This is a genomic window from Rhodococcus sp. B10, assembly GCF_011770055.1.
Taxonomy (GTDB): Bacteria; Actinomycetota; Actinomycetes; order Mycobacteriales; family Mycobacteriaceae; genus Rhodococcoides; species Rhodococcoides kyotonensis_B.
In genome coordinates this window covers 40,120-59,114 of record NZ_JAAFYV010000039.1, presented here as the reverse complement: position 1 = coordinate 59,114, position 18,995 = coordinate 40,120, and the positions used below count along the sequence as shown (strand labels likewise).

The following is an 18,995-nucleotide window of genomic DNA, read 5'->3' as shown; positions in this document are numbered from 1 at the left end:
ATGTGTCTAAGAGACAGACATACCACTCCGGCACCGACGGCACCTCCGACGACCAATCAACGCCCCCACCAACAGCATTCACCGAAACCGCCCCCATCGACTCGTCCCCCACGACTATGAGCCACACCATAGCCGCACCCACCGACAAGATGTAGAACACCAGTTCGAGTGACCGTAACCAGCAGCGCCACAATCGGTTACGGATTCAACTGTCGGAACACTGCCCATGCGTTTCGGACGCCCCCAGAAAACACGAACGGCGGCAACCACCGAAGTGGTTGCCGCCGTTCGCAGAAGAGCTTGATCAGAAGTTGATCATGTGTCCCGCGAGACCGTGGATCGCTTCCTGCAGAGCCTCCGACAACGTCGGGTGCGTGTGGACGTTGCGCGCCAACTCGTTGACCGTCAGGTCCCACTTCTGCGCCAACGTGAGCTCGGGCAGCAACTCGGAGACATCGGGACCGATGAGGTGTCCGCCGATCAGCTCGCCGTACTGGTTGTCCGAGATCAGCTTGACGAAGCCGGTGGCGTCACCGAGTCCGTGTGCCTTGCCGTTCGCGGCGAACGGGAAGTTCGCGACCTTGATGTCACGACCCTCGGCGCGAGCCTGTTCCTCGGTCAGACCGAAGCTGGCGACCTGCGGCTGGCAGAACGTCGCGCGCGGCATCATGCGGTAATCGTCGATCGGCAGCGTCTCGGCTCCACCGATCGTCTCCGCTGCGACGACGCCCTGCGCCTCCGCGACATGCGCGAGCTGCAGCTTGGCCGTCACGTCGCCGATGGCGTAGATGTGCGGCACGTTGGTCTGCATGGTCGAGGTGATGCCGATGGCACCGCGGTCGGTCAACGCGACGCCGGTGTTCTCGAGACCGTAACCCTCCACGCGCGGCGCGAAGCCGACGGACTGCATGACCTTGTCGACGGTGACGGTCTCGACGTCACCGGACTTGTTGTTCTTGATCGACACGGTCACCTTGGAGCCGTCGTCGTCGATCGACTGCACGGCAGCGCCGGTCATCACCTTCACGCCGAGCTTCTTGTACTGCTTCTCGATTTCCTTCGAGACGTCGGCGTCCTCGTTGGGGAGCGCGCGATCGAGAAACTCGACGATGGTGACGTCGACTCCGTAGTTCTTCAGGACGTAGCCGAACTCCATGCCGATGGCGCCCGCACCGACGATGAGGATCGATCCGGGCAGGTCCCGGGTCATGATCTGCTCTTCGTAGGTGACGACGTTCTTGCTCAGCTCGGTGCCGGGCAGCAGCTTGGTGGTGCTACCGGTGGCGATGATCGCGTTGTCGAACGTGACCGTCTCCGTGCCGCCCTTGCTGAGCTCGACCTCGATCGTGTTGGCGTCGGTGAACTTACCGAGGCCGTCGTACTCGGGGATCTTGTTCTTCTTCATCAAGAAGTGGATGCCCTTGACGCGTCCCTCGGCCACCTTGCGGCTGCGGTCGAATGCGGCACCGAAGTCGAAGCTCGCCTCTCCCGAGATACCGAAGAGCTTGGCCTCTTTGGTGAAGAGGTGCGCCAGCTCGGCGTTACGGAGAAGAGCCTTCGACGGGATGCAGCCGACGTTCAGGCACACACCACCCCAGTACTTCTTCTCGATGATGGCGGTGCTCAGGCCCAGTTGTGCCGCGCGGATAGCAGCGACGTACCCACCGGGGCCGGCTCCGAGGACAACGACGTCATAGTGTGAGGTCACGAGTCCCCAGGGTAGTCCCGTCGCGTATCACTGTCTCGAGATGGTCCCGTTACTCACGGGTAGCCCCCACGACCTCATACCGACATTCCACCTTTGACGATCAACACCACCGACACCGTACCGAGCACCACGGAGATGATCGTCGAACTGTGCTTGACAAGCCATTCCCGCCAGGACCGTTGCATCGCTTCGGCTTTCGCGCCTGCCATCGCGAGCACGACCAGCGGTGCGACGACTCCGAGCGTCGCGACCAGCACCCAGAGGACGGCGGCACCGACCGCTTCGGGTCCGTGCAGTTCGAGCAGCGTCAACTCCGCGACCGCCACGGTCACCAGCGCGTAGTTCGGCACCCACAACCCGAGCAGGAACGCCGCGACGACGCCGACGCGGTCGAGCCCGCTGAGCCATTTCGGTGTCGTCGGTTCGTGTCGTCGCCGACGAATCCAGAGCACGAGTACGAACAGCGCAAGCAGGATCCCGACGACCAGTTCGATCCATGCCACGAGATGTCCGGTGGACTTCGCTCGCGGACCGGGAGGCAGCAACGTCGCGGCGAGAATCATGACGACGGCCAAGGCGAGAACGTAACCGGCCGCATACGCGGCGACTTTCACCGGGCCGCGATCGGTGGCCGCGAGAAGGAACGCGGGCACGAGGGACCACGGCCACACCATGACGACCAGACCCACGAGTGCGAACGTCAGCGCATGGCCCGTCATCTTCGGAGACAGTACCCGCGCAGGTAGAAATGACGCATGAGCAACACCGAAGACCCGTACCTGTGGCTCGAGAAGGTCACCGACGACGCGGCCCTGGACTGGGTGCGCACCCGCAACGCGGCAACCACCGAGTTCATGAAGAGCGACGAGTTCGACGCCATCCAGGCGCGCGTTCGCGAAATCCTCGACACGGACGCCCGCATTCCGTACGCGCGTCGCCGCGGCGACTACCTCTACAACTTCTGGCGCGACGCGACCCACGTGCGCGGGCTGTGGCGTCGGACCACGATGGAGGAGTACCGCAAGGACTCCCCCGAATGGGACGTCCTGCTCGACCTCGATGCCGTCGCCGACGCCGAAGGCGAGAACTGGGTCTGGAGCGGCGCACAGGTTCTGCGCCCGGACCAGAAGATCGCGCTGGTGACGCTGTCCCGCGGCGGCGCCGACGCGACCGTCGTGCGTGAATTCGACCTGGAGACAAGGACTTTCCGCAATGCGGACGACGGCGGCTTCTACGTCGCCGAAGCGAAGACCGACATCGGTTACATCGATTCCGACGCCGTCTACATCGGTACCGATTTCGGCGACGGCTCGCTCACCGACTCCGGCTACCCGCGGATCGCGAAGCGGTGGCAGCGCGGCACCGAACTGTCCGAGGCGACGACCGTGTTCGAGGGCAAGCCGTCGGACATCTCGATCTCTGCATGGCACGACCGGACTCCCGGATTCGAACGCGACTTCGTCCAGCGCGCCACCGACTTCTACAACGCCGAGCTCTATGTGCTGGAGAGCGACGAACTCGTCCTCGTCGACGTGCCGACGGACGCGACGGCGTCGGTCCACAAGGATTGGCTGCTCGTGCGCACGATGACGGACTGGACCGTCGGCGGCACGACGTACCCGGCCGGCGCGCTGCTCGCCACGAACTTCGACGCGTTCGTGCGCGGTGAGCGTGATCTGACGGTCCTGTTCGCGCCGGACGAGCACCGCTCGCTGCATCAGTGGGCGTGGACCGAGAATCACCTGCTTGTCGTCACGCTCGTCGACGTCGCCACCGAGGTCCGGGTCTACACACCGGGCGACGACGGCTGGAGCGACCGACCGATGACCGGTCTGCCCGAGCTGACGTCGATCGAGATCGTCGGCACGGATTCGGAGGAGAACGGCGACGAGTTCTTCCTGTCGTCGAGCGGCTACCTCACGCCCGCGACGCTGCTGTACGGCACGGTCGGGGGAGAAATCGAGGCGCTGAAGCAGGCGCCGTCGTTCTTCGACACCACCGGTTTGGCCGTCGCCCAGCATTTCGCGACGTCCGACGACGGCACGAAAATTCCATACTTCGTCGTGCGCCGCGACAATGCAGAGCCAGGACCTACCCTGCTCTACGGCTACGGCGGCTTCGAGATCTCGATGACGCCGTCGTACAGCGGCGCGACGGGCCTCGCATGGCTGGAACGAGGCGGCACGTACGTCGTCGCCAATATCCGCGGTGGCGGTGAGTACGGCCCCGAGTGGCACACACAGGTCCTGCGCGCCGGTCGGCACAAGGTCCACGAGGACTTCGCGGCTGTCGCCCGGGATCTCGTCGAACGTGGCATCACGACGCATCGGCAGCTCGGCGCCCAGGGCGGCAGCAACGGCGGTCTGCTGATGGGCATCATGCTGACGAAGTACCCCGAGCTGTTCGGAGCCATCGTCTGCCAGGTGCCGCTACTGGACATGAAGCGCTACCACCTGCTGCTGGCCGGAGCCTCGTGGGTGGCCGAGTACGGCAACCCCGACGATCCCGACGAGTGGGCGTTCATCTCCGAATACTCGCCCTACCAGAACGTCGTCGGACCCGCGGACAAGGAATATCCGCCGATCCTGATCGCGACGTCGACGCGGGACGACCGGGTCCATCCCGGCCACGCCCGCAAGATGGCCGCACGCCTCGAAGAGCTGGGCCAGGACGTTCGCTACTTCGAGAACATCGAGGGCGGCCACGGCGGTGCCGCAGACAACGCCCAGATGGCGTTCAAGACGACACTCGCGTTTCAGTTCCTGTGGACGACCCTCAACGCTTGAACCACTCGACCACCTCGGCGACGACCGAGCCCGGCTGACGGATCCATTCGATATGACCACGCGGTGACTCCAGATGCCGTGTGGTGATATCGGCGCGCGGAAACTTCTGCAGCAGGTTGTCCATGGAACTCCGGGGGGCCATGTCGTCGCCGGCCAGCGTGACGGCGAGGATCGGCAGCTTCAGCCTGCCGATCCTCTCCTCGTAGTCGATGTCGGCGCCCGACGGCTCGATCCTGCCGGTGCGTGCGAATCGCGACCAGTCGTCGATCAACACCTTCGACTGACGGCCGAAACCGCCGATGTCGATACGATCCCCTGGCCAGAAACCCGCGATGCTGCTGGTCAGCGACATGGCCGCCGCACCGACGAACAGCGAAGCACCTCGCGCGACGCCGAAACCGCGGTGGTACGGCGATCCCGATGCCACCAGGATCAACCCGCCGAGGCGGCCACGGATGCGCGACGCGTACAGCGACGCGAGTTGACCGCCCATGCTGTGGCCGAGCGCGTACGGCGTCGCGTCGGGAAATCGCTCCCGGACCACTTCGAAGACCGCGGGGAAGTCGACCGAGACGAGTTCCTGATAGCCGTACCTGCTGGCGCTGCTGGGCTTGGGCCTACTGTCACCCTGGCCACGCAGATCGGCGAGCGCGACGTGCATGCCCTCGTCCGCCAGCCGCTCGGCGAACAGCTGGTAGTAGCCGGCCGGGATACCGAGACCCGGCAGCACGACGACGACGGGAACATCCCACTTGGGAGGGACAGCGGACTCGAACAGCCTTACCGGGACGACGTCGCCGCCGGGCATCTGAATCGGAACGGTCTCCACGACCGCCAAGACTAAGGCCTACACGAACGAACGTCGGCCGGGGCCAACCTGTGCGGTTGGCCCCGGCCGACGTAGGAGGCTTGAAGCAGACGTTGACTCAGCCCGCTGGCGTCTCGGGTGCCTCTGCGCTGCCGGAGAACAGCAATGCGAGCAGGGCGAGCAGGCCGGAGGTGTCGAGTTCGCTGGACATGAAATGAGCTCCTTCTATTCGAGGGTTCTATTCCGATGGAGTGACGATCACGAAACAATCACTGCCACTTACGTTTCTATCAAGCGAATCGAAACTCCGCCAGGGGCTCGGCGATAAAAGTCCAAAAGCAGCAAAGCGTCGACCAAACCAGAATACAGCTTTTACAAAAGCGAACGAGGCGCCGCGACTCGAGTGAGTCGCGGCGCCTCGTTCGAACCTGGCCGGAGCCCTATCAGGCAGCGCTGCCCGAGGTCAGAGCACCGACGATCTGGTCGACGATTGCGTCGACGATTCCGTCGTAGACGCCGGAAACGATGTCACCAAGGAAGGTTGCTGCGGAACCCATGAATTACTCCTCCAGTTGAACTGCTCGGCCGCCACGTCACGACCCGCCTCCTTCTTACCTCATATGCATCGACGAGGTAACAGCGGGACCATGAAATCGGGAAATAAACCTGATTTGCCGACATTTCGACGACGGATTCGCGGCGACCGGTTAGGAGAGGATCATTCTCCGATCACGTCACGCGCACGTCCGACCAACAACGGGTCTGTTTCTCCGACGACTTCCTGATCCTTGTTTGCGTAATCGAACTTGTTCAGAACGAAGCGCATCGCGTTGAGCCGGGCGCGCTTCTTGTCGTTGCTCTTCACGATGGTCCAGGGCGCGACGTCGGTATCGGTGGCACGGAAGTTCTCCTCCTTCGCCGCCGTGTAGGCATCCCACTTGTCCAGCGAGGCCAGGTCCATCGGCGACAGCTTCCACTGCCGGACTGGGTCGACCTGACGGATGGCGAAGCGCGTGCGCTGCTCGAGCTGGGACACCGAGAACCAGAACTTGGTGAGGCTGATCCCGTCGTCGACGAGCATTTGTTCGAAGAGCGGCGCCTGCCGAACGAATCGCGCGTGCTGGTCTTCGTCGCAGAATCCCATCACACGCTCGACGCCTGCGCGGTTGTACCAGGAGCGGTCGAACATGACTATCTCGCCGGCAGCGGGGAGGTGCTGAATGTAGCGCTGGAAGTACCACTCCGTGGACTCGCGCGCCGACGGCTTCTCCAGCGCGACGACGCGTGCGCCGCGCGGGTTCATGTGTTCCATGAAGCGCTTGATGGTGCCGCCTTTGCCTGCGGCGTCGCGGCCTTCGAACACGATGACGTGGCGTCGGCCGGTCTCTTTCGTCCACATCTGGAGCTTGAGCAGTTCGATCTGAAGCAACCGCTTCTGCATTTCGTACTCGGCGCGGGACATGCGCTCGTCGTAGGGATATCCCTCGCGCCAGGTGTCGACGACTCGCCCGTCGGGGACCGTCAGCAGGATGGGATCGTCGTCGTCGCTGTCGTCGACGACGAAACCGCTGGTATCCGTGAGGTCCACGGCTGCGTCGAGATTGCCGACCGAGCTGAAATCGTGAGTCATGGGCCGAAAGCTAGCCCCCGGCGGCAACAAGATGGTGACAAGAAGGTGAACTCGGTCGTGCGCCCTCTGCGGTTTCGTCGGTCACGCAGAAGGCGCACGGAGAGCAACTACGAGCTGGATCCGGCGCTTCCGGTTCCGTCTCCGAGGAGGCCGCTGAGGATAGCGCCCAGGCCTGCGCCTGCAGCAGCGTCGTCGCCCGTGCCGCCGAGAATTCCGCCGAGCACTGCGCCGAGGAGGGTTCCGAGCATGAGAAAAGTCCTTTCGAGGGGTGATGAGCAGTCGAACGAGCACACACTATCCGGCGAAACCCGCTGTGTCCTAGCTGGTTTCGAAAAAAGGCCGTACGGGTGTTTCGGGCCGGATTCCATGCTTACGGTCGGTGAAGACTTCGGGGTCGAGATGGGGGAAATTCCCGATGTGCCGGGAGGTCTCCGCCGAGCAGACTCTTTCTCATGACATACACCAACGCCCCGAAAGAGTTCGTCCGCTCCGATTCGCAGAAGATGGTCGCCGGTGTCTGCGGCGGCGTCGCCGAGTACTTCGGCATCGACGTCAATCTCGTTCGCGTCCTGACGGTGATCGGCGCCTTCGTGTCCTTCGGCACCGTCGCCCTCGTCTACCTCGCGGCCTGGATGCTCATGCCCGAGCGATCCTGAGGTGTAGGCGGGCGTACTGCTGGGCGCCCCGGGATGGATGCCGTTAACCTACCGATCATCATGATTCAGCCAGCAGTGACGATTCGCGCCTTCGGGCCGATCCGTGCGGACGTCGACGGGCGGCCCGTCTCGTTGGGCAGCCGCGGCCAGCGCACCGTGCTCACGCGCCTCGTACTGGCGCGTCGGCGCGTCGTCAGCACGGACCTGTTGATCGAGGATCTGTGGGCGGGCGATCCGCCGCCGAGGGCGCTCGGTGCGCTGCAGGTGCACGTCTCGAATCTGCGGCGCGTGCTCGAACCGAACCGTCCACCGCGCTCGCCCGCGACCGTGCTGATCAGCGCGCCTCCGGGATACGCGCTGACCCTGCCCGACGAGGCCGTCGACGTCTGGCAGTTCGAGCATCTCGTCGACCGGACCGACCGCTACACCGACGCGTTGGCTCTGTGGACCGACGGCCCGTACCGGGAGGTTTCCGACGCCGCATGGGCCGCGTCGGAAGTCACCCGGCTCGAGGATCTCCGTCGCACCGCGGTCGAACGCCGAGCCGCCGACATGATCGCCCGCGGCAACCACGCTGCCGTCGTCAGCGATCTCGAATCCGTGATCGCCCTCGCGCCCGACCGCGAGGAATCCGTCCGACTCCTCGCCCTCGCGCTCTACCGCGGCGGCAGGCAATCCGACGCGCTCGCCGTGCTCCGGCGTTCCCGCGACTATCTGGCCGACGAGTTCGGGATCGATCCCGACCCGACACTTCGCACCCTGGAATCGGACATCCTGGCGCACAGCGTGGACGAGGTGCAGGTCGAGGAGGTTCACGCCGTCGTCGCGCCGGTCGTTCCCGCTGAACGCTCGACCGCGCAGGCCGATCCTGAGGTCGCCAACGGTCGACCGGACGATCTCGCGGCGCTCGTCGCGGCAGCAGACACGGCGGCCGCGTCGGGACTCGGGATCGCGTGGATCGGCGGCGAGGCAGGCGAGGGCAAGAGCACGTTGGCGTCGATGCTGAGTGCCGAACTGCGGCAACGACAGTGGAACATCGGGTGGGGTCGCTGCCCCGAGGTCGACGGCGCCCCTCCCGGGTGGGCGTGGAGCGAGGTCCTGCAGTCGCTCGCGAACGTCGCGGGCATGGACGACGACGTCCGCGACAAGCTGGCCCCGATCCTTCCACGATCATCGGAAATCGATACAGCACAACCATTCTGGCTCGGCAAATGGGTTGCGGACTACCTCTGCCGGCTCGCCGAGTCGTCGCCCATCCTCGTGGTCCTCGACGACGTCCACCGCGGCGACGCGTTGACGCTCTCGGTGCTGCGGCAACTCGCGACGGACGCACGCGGGGCGCACATCCTGGTCGTCGCAACGTTCCGATCGTCGGAAATCACCGAGGATCTCACGTCCGCGTGGGCGACGCTGCTCGACGTGCCGAGCACACGACTCGAACTCGCGGGCTTGCCGCCGGATCGAATGGCCGCCGTCGCAGCTGATTTCGGTCTTGTCGATCCGAGTCCGGACACACTGGCACTGCTCGCGACGCGCACCGAAGGCAACCCGCTGTTCCTGCGCGAGCTCGTCCGCCTCATCGTGTCCGAAGGCGCGCCTGCCGCGCGCGAAGCGATCCCGACCGGTATCGGAGAAGTACTGCGCCGCAGACTTTCCCGACTTCCCGAGCACACGGTCACCACCCTGCGACGGCTGTCCGTCCTCGGCCGCGAATCCGACCTCGACACTCTGCTCGAGATGACCAAGGCCGACGAAGACCAACTGCTCGACGATCTCGAACCCGCGGTGCTTGCAGGCTTGTTGACCGAACGAGCTGCCGACCGACTGCAGTTCACCCACGCGCTCGTCCGCGACACGCTGTACCTCGACCTGCCCAAGTTGCGACGCAGGCGACTGCACGCGCAGGCGTATGCGGTGCTGCGCGATCGCGCGCCCGAGGACCTCGCACTCCTCGCGCATCACGCCGCACTCGGCGCGACCTCGACGACGGCCATCGAGTCGACGCACGTCATCGCCGCCGCCGCGCACCGAGCGGAATCTCTGTCGTCGCACAAAGATGCTCTCGCCCTGTGGAATTCCGCACTCGAGACGCTCGATCTCGACCCGATGGCACCGGCCACCGAACGACTCGCCCTGCTGATCAGGGTCGTCGCATCGCTCGCACGGGCGGCGAACACCCGGGAAGCACGGGTGCGTCGGCAGGAGGCGATCGACATCGCGTGGGCACTCGACGACCGTCGCGCGCTGCTCGATGCCGTGACGTCGTGGCGCGCACCCGTCATCTGGCACATCCGCGAAGGCATCGCCGACGAGGGAATTCTGCGCCACGTGAACGCGCTTCTCGCCGATCCCGATGTGGGAGAAGCCGATCGGACTCGTCTCCTGGTCACGTCGGTGTTCGAGATCGAGGGTCTCGACTCCGCGACCGCAAGCAAACAGGCCGTCGACGCGGTCGCACTGGCCGAGCGGCTGGGGGACCCCGAACTGCTATGCCTGGCCTTGAATGCGTTCGGCTACATTGCATTCGGACCCGATCACGACGACGAACGCGTCGCACGTGCCGAGCAGCTGCTCGCCGTCGCCACCGACATCGGCTCGGCCGAATACCAAGCGCTCGCCCACTTCCAGCTGTTCCTCGCGTGCAACGCCGTCGTCGATCTCGAAGGGGCCCGCTCGCACGTGCGTGACGCCATCCAACTCGCCAGTGGTGCTGCCCTGACGCAGTTGCTCGGCGTGTTGACGATCTTCGGTGGCCTCGTCGATGTGCTCGCCGGTCGATACGGAGTCGCCGCCGCCCGCTACGAAGCCGTCGCCGATTACATGGACGAGCAGGGCACGTCGCACGGATTCGAGATCCGCTACATCGGACGCCTGGCGACCGCCATCGCGACCGACTCGTACGACGGCATCCTCGACGACTTCCCGACGCTCGACGGCGACCTCCCCGTCCGCATTCACAACCCGTGGGTGCTGGCGCTGGCACGCAGCGGCAACATGAGCCGTGCACGGGAGATCTGGGCTCGAACCGAGCCGTACCAGCGGGACTACTACTGGCGCGGGATGACGGCCGTGCGAGCGCTCGCTGCCGCCGCCCTGGGCGACACCGACGTGTGCCGCGAGTGCTACGACGAATTGCTGCCGTTCGCAGGCACCTTCGCGGGCGTCGACAGCGGGTCCCTGTACTGCGGTGCCGTCGACTCGGCACTCGCCGCCACCGCCGACGTTCTGGGAATGCACGACGCGGCCGCCGACCATCGCGTCGCCGCCGAGCGTCTTTTTGCGTCGACGAAGGATCTACTGGCCGATCCTCAGTGGATGGACGCTCGCTGATCGCTGTTCATCCGAACGGGTGAATTTGCGCTCTTCCGCTGATCCAGCCCTGCATCGACCCCGATGATCGACTCGGTCCAAGAGTTCTCCAAGTCGACTGCAATCCCCCGGTGGTCAGCTGTGCTCACACCACACCAGCCCAGAGAAGGACGAGCGAACACGATGACCACCACCGAATCCAACGCCGTACCCACCGAACTGAACCTCGCGACCCGCGGCCTCGTGCTGGAGCCCGGCTCGGCCGACTACGTCGTCGAGGTATCCGGCTTCAACGTCGCCGTCGATCACCAACCGGCCGCGGTCCTCGTCGCAGCCGATGCCGACGACGTCGCCGCAGCAGTGCGCGTCGCCGCGCGGGCCGGGATGAAGATCGCGGTCAAGTGCACGGGCCACAGCGCCGTTGCCGCCGGTCCGGACACGATTCTGATCAGCACCCGCGCACTGGAGACGCTGACGATCGACCATCACGGGCGAACCGCAACGATCGGCGCGGGCGTCGTCTGGCAGAAGGTTCTCGACGCGGCCGCGCCCTACGGCCTCGCCGGACTCGCCGGCTCCTCGACGACCGTCGGCGCCGTCGGATACACCCTCGGAGGCGGACTCAGCCCGATCGCTCGGACGTACGGTTTCGCCGCAGATCACGTCCGCAGCATCGAGGTCGTCACCGCCGACGGAGTCGTGCGCCGAGCGGACGAGCACCAGAACGCCGACCTGTTCTGGGCGTTGCGCGGCGGGGGTGCCGCGTTCGGCATCGTGACCGAGATCGTCGTCGACCTGTTCCCGATTCAGACCGTCCTCGGCGGCGGGATCTTCTTCGACATCGCCGACGCGCGTGCCGTCGTCCAGGCGTGGCGGTCGTGGGTTCCGACGCTCCCCGATTCCGTGACGACGTCGGTCGCCGTGCTGCATCTGCCACCCGTCCCGGAACTGCCGGAACCGTTGCGCGGCCGGACCGTCCTGCATCTGCGGTATGCGCACGTCAGCTCGACCGAGGACGGGTACGCCCTGCTGGCCCCGATGCGAGGCGTCGCTCAGCCGGTCATGGACACCGTCGGCGAGATCCCCTTCGCTGCGATCGCCGCCGTGCACATGGACCCGACCGATCCGATGCCCGCGATGGAACGCGGGCTGCTGCTGACCGAACTCACCGACGACGCGGCCGACGTCTTCCTCGGCGCAGCCGAACTACCGCTCGCCGTTGCCGAACTGCGTGCGATGGGCGGTGCGCTGGGTCGTCGGCCGGCGAGTGCGAACGCCGTCGCCGGACGCGACGCCGCGTTCAACCTGTTCGCCGTCGGTGTCCTCGTCCCGCCGATCGCCGACGCCGTCCCCGCCGCTCTCGACGGGTTCGTCGATCGGTTCGAGCCGTGGACCTGCGGCGCATTCGTCAACATGGCAGGTGCAGCCACCGGCGTCCCGGCCGACCGGGTGCGCAGCGCATGGTCCGCCGACACCCGGGACCGTCTGGAGTCGATCCGAGCCGAGGTCGATCCGCAGGGAGTCTTCTCGGCGGCCTCGCGCTGGTAGTGCGGCTACGCCGCCCGTGCGCGGAACGTTGGCCCAGGGTGCAACTTTCCGCGCACGGGTGCGTCAGCGCACCAGCCACCCACACGGCGACGCCAGGTCATCCGCACTGTCGGGGCCCATCGTCCCGGGAGCGTAGTTCTCGACGCTCGGCGGGTTGTCCAGCAGCGGTGCCGCGACCTTCCAGACCTGCGCGAGACCGTCGGGACGGGTGAACAACGACCGGTCGCCGTTCAACACGTCCAGAATCAGACGGGAGTACGGCGACAGTGGTTCCGCGTCGGGAACGCATTTGAGCGGCAACGACAGATGCCCGACCGACAGGTCGAAGTCCGGGCCCGGTTCCTTCACCGTCATCGACATGTCGATCGCTCCGTTGCCGGACAGGTCGAACGACAGGACGGTGCCGTCGTCGGGGATCCCGGTCAGCGGGCTGTTCGGGGGCTTACGGAACACCAGCGACACACGTTGTGCACTGACACCCAACATCTTTCCGGTGCGGAGCAGGAACGGCACGCCGCGCCAGCGATCGGTGTCGACCCACAGCTTGGCCGCGACGAACGTGTCGACGGTGGAATCGTCCGCGACGCCCTCGACGTCGCGATAGCCGTCGTACTGGCCGAGGACGACCTCCGAGGTGTCGATCGGCCGGAACGACCCGATCACGCTCTCGCGCGCCGATTGAAGATCCTCGGCACTCATCGACGCGGGCGGCTCTATCGCGACCTCCGCTGCGACCTGGAACAGATGCGTCACCAGCATGTCCAGCACGGCGCCGGTCTCGTCGTAGAACTCGGCGCGATCGTCGATGTTCAGCGTCTCGGGGACGTCGATCTGCACCTGCTCGACATGCCGGGAATTCCAGATGCCGTCGACCATGCCGTTCGCGAACCGCAGAACGTGCAGATTCTGCGTCGCTTCCTTACCGAGGAAGTGGTCGATCCGGTAGACCTGCTTCTCGTCGAGCACGCCGTGGACGACCTTGTCGAGCTCCTCGAAATTCTTCTGCGACGTCCCGAACGGCTTCTCGTAGACGACGCGCGCGCCCTCGGCCAGGCCGTGCGCGCCGAGCGCCTTCGTGTAGTCCTCGAACGTGGTCGGGGGCAGGGCGATGTAATGCACCAGCTGGGCGTCGTCGCCGACGTCCTTGCGGGCGGCCTCGATCACGTCGGGCAGCGCGCCCGGATCGTCGACGGTGAATCCTTTGCCTGCGAACCGAATTCGTTCGGAGAACGCATCCCAGTGATCGGTGCCGGACCCGAACTCGTCCAACGCGTCGTGCACGTGGTCGCGGAACTCCTCGTCGGACGTGTCGTGCCGGCCGTTGCCGATCAGCACCCATTTCTCGGGAAGCAGGCCCCCGGCATGCAGCTCGTAGAACGACGGCAGCACCATCCGCTTGGCAAGGTCACCGGTCGCACCGAACAGGACGAAGATCGTGGGTTGCACAGACGCCATGTGGTCCATCATGCACCCGTCGGCGAAAACGTGGTTACAGTCGGGCCGATGGAAAGATCACGGTTTCACGGGGAAATCTACGGGGTAGGTACCGAATCCGGTGTGCGGATCGTCGTCGGCCACTGGACGGATTCGCCACTGGGAGAGTTCACGGACATCATGGTCGAGTTTCCCGACGGCCGCAGACTTCTCCTGGCACCGTCGGACGCCGTGCGCGAATTCGTCACGTCCACCTACACGTTCGACGACACACTCATCACGCCGGTGACGTTCGGACCGGAGATCACGGCCGGGCCCTTGACGCTGCGCGTGGTTGTCGGTGGCGTCACGCCCCTCGGACGATTGTTGCGCGTGATCCCGTCGACGGTGTCGACGGCACCGTGGTTCTGCGCCCTGACCGACCCGATCGCCCGCGTCGTTCTGCGTGGTGTGCGTACCCGCGGCAGCGCAGGCAACGGTCGACGCGAGTACTACGGTGCCCGCGATCAACACCGCATCACCGCGGCATCCGCGTCGTGGGACGGAGAGGACCTGGGCGCACTGACGCCCGTCGATCCTCCCGTCACCTTCGGCTTCGGCAGCACACCCACCTCGCCGTCCGTCACCACCATCACGACGACGATCGACTCCTAGGCGAGTTCCACCCCTGCCGCGGCCAATTCCTCCAAAGAGGCCTTCGAGGACTGGGCGGCCACCCCCGCCACGTACTCGGTCAGCACGCGCACCGACAGCCCCGCCTCGATCGCGTCGAGCGCCGACGCCCGCACGCAGTAGTCCGTCGCGATGCCCACGACGTCGATGTCGGAGACCTCGTTCTGCTTCAGAATGTCCGTCAGCGACGTACCGTTCTCGGCCACACCCTCGAACGCGGAATACGACGGCTTCCCCTGCCCCTTGAACACGTGAAAGTCCACCGACCCCGTGGACAGATCGGGGTGGTACTCGGCGCCTTCCGTACCCGCGACACAGTGCACCGGCCAAGTCGTCGTGAAGTTCGGGGCCTCGTCCGTCGCGAAGTGTCCCCCGTTGTCGCTGTCGGCGTCGTGCCAGTCGCGCGAAGCCACGATGACGTCGTACTCGTCGCCTTCCCGGGCGAGGAGCGTGCTCACCTTTCGGGCGACGTGCGCACCGCCGTCGACACCGAGCGCGCCGCCCTCGGTGAAATCGTTCTGAACGTCGACGATCAACAAAGCTCGAGTCATGGTGTCCAGTATCCCCGCGGACGGAGAGGGGTGCATGGTGCTCCCCAACTCCACGAAATCCGCGGGATCCCGCATATTTCCTGGAATCAGGGAGCGTTATACCCGGGTAGCGATCTGCGCCGCCAGCAGTACCCGCGCCTGACCGGCCCGGAGCACCGGCGAGAACACGGCACCCGCGTCGACGAGGTCTGCCCCGCCTCCCCCGCCGCCGTAGCTCGGCTCGATCTCGCCGACGGGCACGCGCGTGGTCACGACGACCGGAACACCCTCGGCCGTACAGGCTTTCACCGCCGCGACCACATCCGCATTCGTGTTCCCCGAGCCGAGTGCCTGCAGCACGATGCCCTGGGTGCCCGCGGCGCGGTACGCGTCGATCGCCACCGCGTCGACACCCGGGTAGAGCGCGACGATGTCGACGCGGACGCCGGCAATCGCACTGCGCGGCAGCACGGTTCGGGGTTCGGCCGAACTGGCGAACGCGTCGAGCTCGGACGTGTGGCACTTCCACAACCCCCGCGCAGGCAGCGTGCGTCCGCCGAACACCACGAGAACCCCACGGCCTCGGTTCGCCGAATCCGTCACAGCACGCACAGCTGCATCGACATTCGCCGGCCCGTCGGGGTCGGAATGATCGGATGTACGCTGAGCCCCGGTGAACACGACCGGGCGAGGGTCGTCGTGGAACAGATCAACGAGAAGCGAGCTCTCCTCCATGGTGTCCGTGCCGTGCAGAACGACGACGCCGTCGCACTCCGTGTCCTCCAGCGCCTCGGCAACCGCGTCGACGATGCGGTCCATGTCCGCGAAGTCGAAACTCGAGCTGTCCTTGGACATCAGGTCGACGACCTTCACCTCGGCGGCGAGGTCGAACCGCGCTGCGCCGGGGCGGCTGACGCCGTTCTCGTCACGGCTGCTGGCGATCGTGCCACCCGTGGTCAGGAGGGCGATGTAAGACAAGCGGTCATACCTCTCGATCTTCTGCAAGTGTGCGAATCCGATTGCGGCACAGGAACCAGCCGGCAACGAAAAGAGGTGCGATGAACAGGATGGACGCGATGGTCCACGTGCCCACCGGCTTGTCGAACGCCATCAGAATCAGCACGGCGAGCAGGAAGCCCAGTGTTGCGATGCCCGTGTAGGGCGCACCGAACATGCGGAACTTCGGCCGCTCCAGAGTCCCGCGGCGCGCGAGCCACCACAGTTTCAGCTGGCACATGACGATGACACCCCACGCGCTGATGATACCGAGAGCAGCCAAGTTCAAGACGATCTCGAACGCCTGCGCAGGCACGGCCGCGTTCAGTCCGACGCCGGCGAGCGCGACGAGTGCCGTCAACGCGATGCCGCCGTACGGCACACCTGCCTTGTTCATTCGTGCGGCGAACTTCGGCGCCGACCCGGCGACCGCCATCGAATGCAGAATGCGGCCCGTCGAATACAGTCCGGCGTTCAGCGAGGACAGCGCCGCCGTGAGGACGACGAGGTTCATGATCGCGTCGGCACCCTGCACGTCGATCGCACCGAAGAACGTGACGAAGGGACTCTCCCCCGCGTGATATGCGGTGTAGGGCAACAGAAGCGACAGCAACAGAACCGATCCGACGTAGAACACGAGAATGCGCACGATGACCGTGTTGATGGCCTTCGGGATGACCTTCTCCGGCTCGGCCGTCTCACCTGCTGCGGTTCCGACCAATTCGATCGACGCGTACGCGAACACGACACCCTGGATGACGACGATCGCAGGAAGCAACCCGTTGGGAATCAATCCACCGTTGTCGGTGATGACGCTCAGGCCGGGTGACTGCCCGTCGATCGGCGTTCCGAACAGCACGTAGTACACACCGACGGCCAAGAACGTCACCAGGGCAATGACTTTGACCAGTGCGAACCAGAATTCGAGCTCACCGAACACCTTGACCGACACCAGGTTCAAGCCGAGCACGAGCACCAGCCCGATCAGCGCGAACACCCACTGATCGACGTGTCCGAGCGGTGCCCAGTACTTCTTGAAGAAGTTCATGTACAGCGCGACGGCGGTGACGTCGACGACCGCTGTCATCGCCCAGTTCATCCAGTACAGCCAGCCGGCCGCGAACGCCATCTTCTCACCGAAGAATTCGCGTGCGTACGACACGAAGCTGCCCGACGACGGCCTGTGCATGACGAGTTCGCCGAGCGCCCGCAGGATCAGGAACGCGAAGAATCCACACAGGGCGTACACGAGGACCAGCGCGGGGCCTGCATCGTGCAGGCGTCCACCGGCGCCCATGAACAGACCGGTGCCGATGGCGCCACCGATCGCGATCATCTGAATCTGGCGTGGTGCCAGCGACTTTCGATAACCGAGTTCTTCCTCGACTATCGGTCTCGTGTTGTCGACGGTCATGGGTCCTACCTTGTCGAGGTTGCTGGGGCGTCGGCGTGCTCGGTCGGCACGACGCGGAGGTTGGCGAGATGTTCGGGGCTGAGCAGACGATCGAGTTCGTCGCGGGCGAGCAGTTTCTTCTCGAGAACGAGGTCGACGACATTGCGCCCGGTCAGCAGAGCTTCCTTGGCGATTGCCGTCGACTCGACGTACCCGAGGTACGGGCTGAGTGCGGTCACGAGTCCGATGGAGTTCTCGACGCGGTCACGCAGCAGGTCGGCGTTGGCGGTGATGCCGTCGACGCATCGCGTGGCGACGGTGCGGCACGCCGCACCGAGGTGGGCCATGCCCTCCGACAACGACTTCACGATGATCGGCTCGAATGCGTTGAGCTGCAACTGTCCTGCCTCGGCGGCCATCGTGATGGTGACGTCGTGTCCGATCACCTCGTAGGCGACCTGGTTGAGGACCTCCGGGATCACCGGGTTCACCTTGCCGGGCATGATCGACGAACCGGCTTGCATCGCAGGAAGATTGATCTCGTTGAGCCCGGCGCGCGGACCCGACGACAGCAGACGCAGGTCGTTGCAGATCTTCGACAGCTTCACCGCGACGCGCTTCAGCACGCCGGACAGGTGCACGAACTGGCCGACGTCCTGCGTCGCCTCGATCAGATCGGTCGCGGTGACGAGCGGAAGCCCGGTCTTGCGTCGCAGATGCTCGCAGGCCGACGTCGTATATCCGACGGGCGCGTTCAGCCCGGTTCCGATGGCCGTCGCACCGAGGTTGATCTCGCCGACGAGCAGCGCGGCTTCCTCCAGCCGCGAGCAGTCCTCGTCGATCATGATCGCGTAGGTGCCGAACTCCTGGCCGAGCGTCATCGGTACCGCGTCCTGCAGCTGCGTACGTCCCATCTTCACGACGGTGGCGAACTCGACGGCCTTGCGCTGGAACGCGTCGCGCAGGAATTTCAGCGACCCGATCAGTTCGTGGACCGCGTAGATGGTCGCGATGTTGACGGCCGTCGGATAGACGTCGTTGGTGGACTGACTGGCGTTGACGTGCTCGTTCGGGTGCAGATGGGAGTAGTCGCCGCGGACATACCCGAGGATCTCGAGCGCTCGGTTGGCGATCACCTCGTTGGCGTTCATGTTGGTCGACGTGCCTGCGCCGCCCTGGATGACGTCGACGACGAACTGCTCGTGGAGCTTCCCGTCGAGAATCTCCTGGCACGCCTGACGGATGGCATTGCCGCGAGTGGCGTCGAGGATGCCGAGTTCTTCGTTGGCGGCCGCCGCTGCCCATTTGACGGCAGCGAGACCCCGGATGAGGTGCCCGTTCGTGTTGATGGCGCGACCGGTGATCGGGAAGTTCTCCAGCGCTCGCAGGGTGTGGATGCCCCAGTAGCTCTCGTCGGGTATCTCGCGCTCGCCGAGAAGGTCCTTCTCGACACGGGTGACCGCCACTGCATGCTCCTTGGTTTGTCCGGCTGTCCGGCTGTCTGACAGGTTAGAGTGTGAACCAA

The 18,995-nt window shown here is 65.4% G+C and carries 15 protein-coding genes; 5 read left to right on the top strand and 10 right to left on the bottom strand.

Features of this window, described 5'->3' with window-relative positions; all coding sequences use genetic code 11:
- Positions 1–304 precede the first annotated feature (304 nt).
- Positions 305–1,708: a dihydrolipoyl dehydrogenase gene (gene lpdA, locus RhoFasB10_RS21950; RefSeq protein WP_068422197.1), complete on the bottom strand. Its 1,404-nt coding sequence runs from the start codon at positions 1,706–1,708 to the stop codon at positions 305–307.
- A 74-nt stretch (positions 1,709–1,782) separates the two neighbouring features.
- Complete coding sequence (locus tag RhoFasB10_RS21945) at positions 1,783–2,427, bottom strand: GAP family protein (protein WP_167678530.1); 645 nt, start codon at positions 2,425–2,427, stop codon at positions 1,783–1,785.
- Positions 2,428–2,463: 36 nt separating this feature from the next.
- Here RhoFasB10_RS21945 and RhoFasB10_RS21940 point away from each other — a divergent pair, with 36 nt between their 5' ends.
- Entirely contained in the window at positions 2,464–4,494 is a 2,031-nt protein-coding gene (locus RhoFasB10_RS21940; RefSeq protein ID WP_167678529.1) for a prolyl oligopeptidase family serine peptidase, read from the top strand.
- Here RhoFasB10_RS21940 and RhoFasB10_RS21935 read toward each other — a convergent pair.
- The 3 genes from RhoFasB10_RS21935 to RhoFasB10_RS21925 form a co-directional block, all read right to left on the bottom strand.
- Entirely contained in the window at positions 4,484–5,323 is an 840-nt protein-coding gene (locus RhoFasB10_RS21935) for an alpha/beta fold hydrolase (RefSeq protein ID WP_068422314.1), read from the bottom strand. The genes RhoFasB10_RS21940 and RhoFasB10_RS21935 overlap by 11 nt on opposite strands.
- A 697-nt stretch (positions 5,324–6,020) precedes the next feature.
- The gene (gene ppk2, locus RhoFasB10_RS21930) at positions 6,021–6,932 is read right to left on the bottom strand and encodes a polyphosphate kinase 2 (protein ID WP_068422188.1); all 912 of its coding nucleotides are present in this window, start codon (positions 6,930–6,932) and stop codon (positions 6,021–6,023) included.
- Positions 6,933–7,039: 107 nt separating this feature from the next.
- On the bottom strand, positions 7,040–7,180 hold the full coding sequence (locus tag RhoFasB10_RS21925; protein ID WP_167678528.1) for a hypothetical protein: 141 nt from the start codon (positions 7,178–7,180) through the stop codon (positions 7,040–7,042).
- Positions 7,181–7,384: 204 nt separating this feature from the next.
- Between RhoFasB10_RS21925 and RhoFasB10_RS21920 the strand changes: the two genes are divergently transcribed.
- From RhoFasB10_RS21920 to RhoFasB10_RS21910, 3 genes are all read left to right on the top strand, one after another.
- Positions 7,385–7,588: a PspC domain-containing protein gene (locus tag RhoFasB10_RS21920; RefSeq protein ID WP_068422182.1), complete on the top strand. Its 204-nt coding sequence runs from the start codon at positions 7,385–7,387 to the stop codon at positions 7,586–7,588.
- Positions 7,589–7,648: 60 nt separating this feature from the next.
- Positions 7,649–10,918 carry a BTAD domain-containing putative transcriptional regulator gene (locus RhoFasB10_RS21915; protein ID WP_167678526.1) on the top strand — a complete coding sequence of 1,090 codons (3,270 nt, stop codon included), beginning with the start codon at positions 7,649–7,651 and terminating at the stop codon, positions 10,916–10,918.
- Between the two features lie 162 nt (positions 10,919–11,080).
- On the top strand, positions 11,081–12,445 hold the full coding sequence (locus tag RhoFasB10_RS21910) for an FAD-binding oxidoreductase (RefSeq protein ID WP_167678525.1): 1,365 nt from the start codon (positions 11,081–11,083) through the stop codon (positions 12,443–12,445).
- A 63-nt stretch (positions 12,446–12,508) separates the two neighbouring features.
- Here the strand turns inward: RhoFasB10_RS21910 and RhoFasB10_RS21905 are convergent, their stop codons facing one another.
- On the bottom strand, positions 12,509–13,912 hold the full coding sequence (locus RhoFasB10_RS21905) for a glucose-6-phosphate dehydrogenase (NADP(+)) (protein WP_068422177.1): 1,404 nt from the start codon (positions 13,910–13,912) through the stop codon (positions 12,509–12,511).
- Between the two features lie 36 nt (positions 13,913–13,948).
- Between RhoFasB10_RS21905 and RhoFasB10_RS21900 the strand changes: the two genes are divergently transcribed.
- The gene (locus RhoFasB10_RS21900) at positions 13,949–14,533 is read left to right on the top strand and encodes a hypothetical protein (RefSeq protein WP_068422308.1); all 585 of its coding nucleotides are present in this window, start codon (positions 13,949–13,951) and stop codon (positions 14,531–14,533) included.
- On the opposite strand, the gene RhoFasB10_RS21895 is transcribed toward RhoFasB10_RS21900, so the two are convergent.
- The 4 genes from RhoFasB10_RS21895 to aspA form a co-directional block, all read right to left on the bottom strand.
- The gene (locus tag RhoFasB10_RS21895; protein ID WP_068422305.1) at positions 14,530–15,102 is read right to left on the bottom strand and encodes an isochorismatase family protein; all 573 of its coding nucleotides are present in this window, start codon (positions 15,100–15,102) and stop codon (positions 14,530–14,532) included. The two genes, RhoFasB10_RS21900 and RhoFasB10_RS21895, sit on opposite strands and share 4 nt — an antisense overlap.
- A gap of 96 nt (positions 15,103–15,198) precedes the next feature.
- Positions 15,199–16,059, bottom strand: coding sequence for an asparaginase (locus RhoFasB10_RS21890; protein ID WP_084423562.1), 861 nt, complete (start codon positions 16,057–16,059; stop codon positions 15,199–15,201).
- Positions 16,060–16,063: 4 nt separating this feature from the next.
- Entirely contained in the window at positions 16,064–17,491 is a 1,428-nt protein-coding gene (locus RhoFasB10_RS21885; RefSeq protein WP_167678523.1) for an amino acid permease, read from the bottom strand.
- 5 nt (positions 17,492–17,496) lie between these two features.
- Positions 17,497–18,936 carry an aspartate ammonia-lyase gene (aspA, locus tag RhoFasB10_RS21880; RefSeq protein WP_167678522.1) on the bottom strand — a complete coding sequence of 480 codons (1,440 nt, stop codon included), beginning with the start codon at positions 18,934–18,936 and terminating at the stop codon, positions 17,497–17,499.
- Between the last annotated feature and the right edge of the window lie 59 nt (positions 18,937–18,995).

Bases quoted from the DNA above. Each gene is read 5' to 3' on its own strand.
- RhoFasB10_RS21920 (WP_068422182.1), top strand. From the start codon at position 7,385: ATGACATACACCAACGCCCCGAAAGAGTTCGTCCGCTCCGATTCGCAG.
- RhoFasB10_RS21925 (WP_167678528.1), bottom strand. From the start codon at position 7,180: ATGCTCGGAACCCTCCTCGGCGCAGTGCTCGGCGGAATTCTCGGCGGC.
- RhoFasB10_RS21940 (WP_167678529.1), top strand. From the start codon at position 2,464: ATGAGCAACACCGAAGACCCGTACCTGTGGCTCGAGAAGGTCACCGAC.
- RhoFasB10_RS21900 (WP_068422308.1), top strand. From the start codon at position 13,949: ATGGAAAGATCACGGTTTCACGGGGAAATCTACGGGGTAGGTACCGAA.
- RhoFasB10_RS21945 (WP_167678530.1), bottom strand. From the start codon at position 2,427: ATGACGGGCCATGCGCTGACGTTCGCACTCGTGGGTCTGGTCGTCATG.
- RhoFasB10_RS21905 (WP_068422177.1), bottom strand. From the start codon at position 13,912: ATGATGGACCACATGGCGTCTGTGCAACCCACGATCTTCGTCCTGTTC.
- ppk2 (WP_068422188.1), bottom strand. From the start codon at position 6,932: ATGACTCACGATTTCAGCTCGGTCGGCAATCTCGACGCAGCCGTGGAC.
- RhoFasB10_RS21910 (WP_167678525.1), top strand. From the start codon at position 11,081: ATGACCACCACCGAATCCAACGCCGTACCCACCGAACTGAACCTCGCG.
- RhoFasB10_RS21915 (WP_167678526.1), top strand. From the start codon at position 7,649: ATGATTCAGCCAGCAGTGACGATTCGCGCCTTCGGGCCGATCCGTGCG.
- RhoFasB10_RS21885 (WP_167678523.1), bottom strand. From the start codon at position 17,491: ATGACCGTCGACAACACGAGACCGATAGTCGAGGAAGAACTCGGTTAT.
- RhoFasB10_RS21895 (WP_068422305.1), bottom strand. From the start codon at position 15,102: ATGACTCGAGCTTTGTTGATCGTCGACGTTCAGAACGATTTCACCGAG.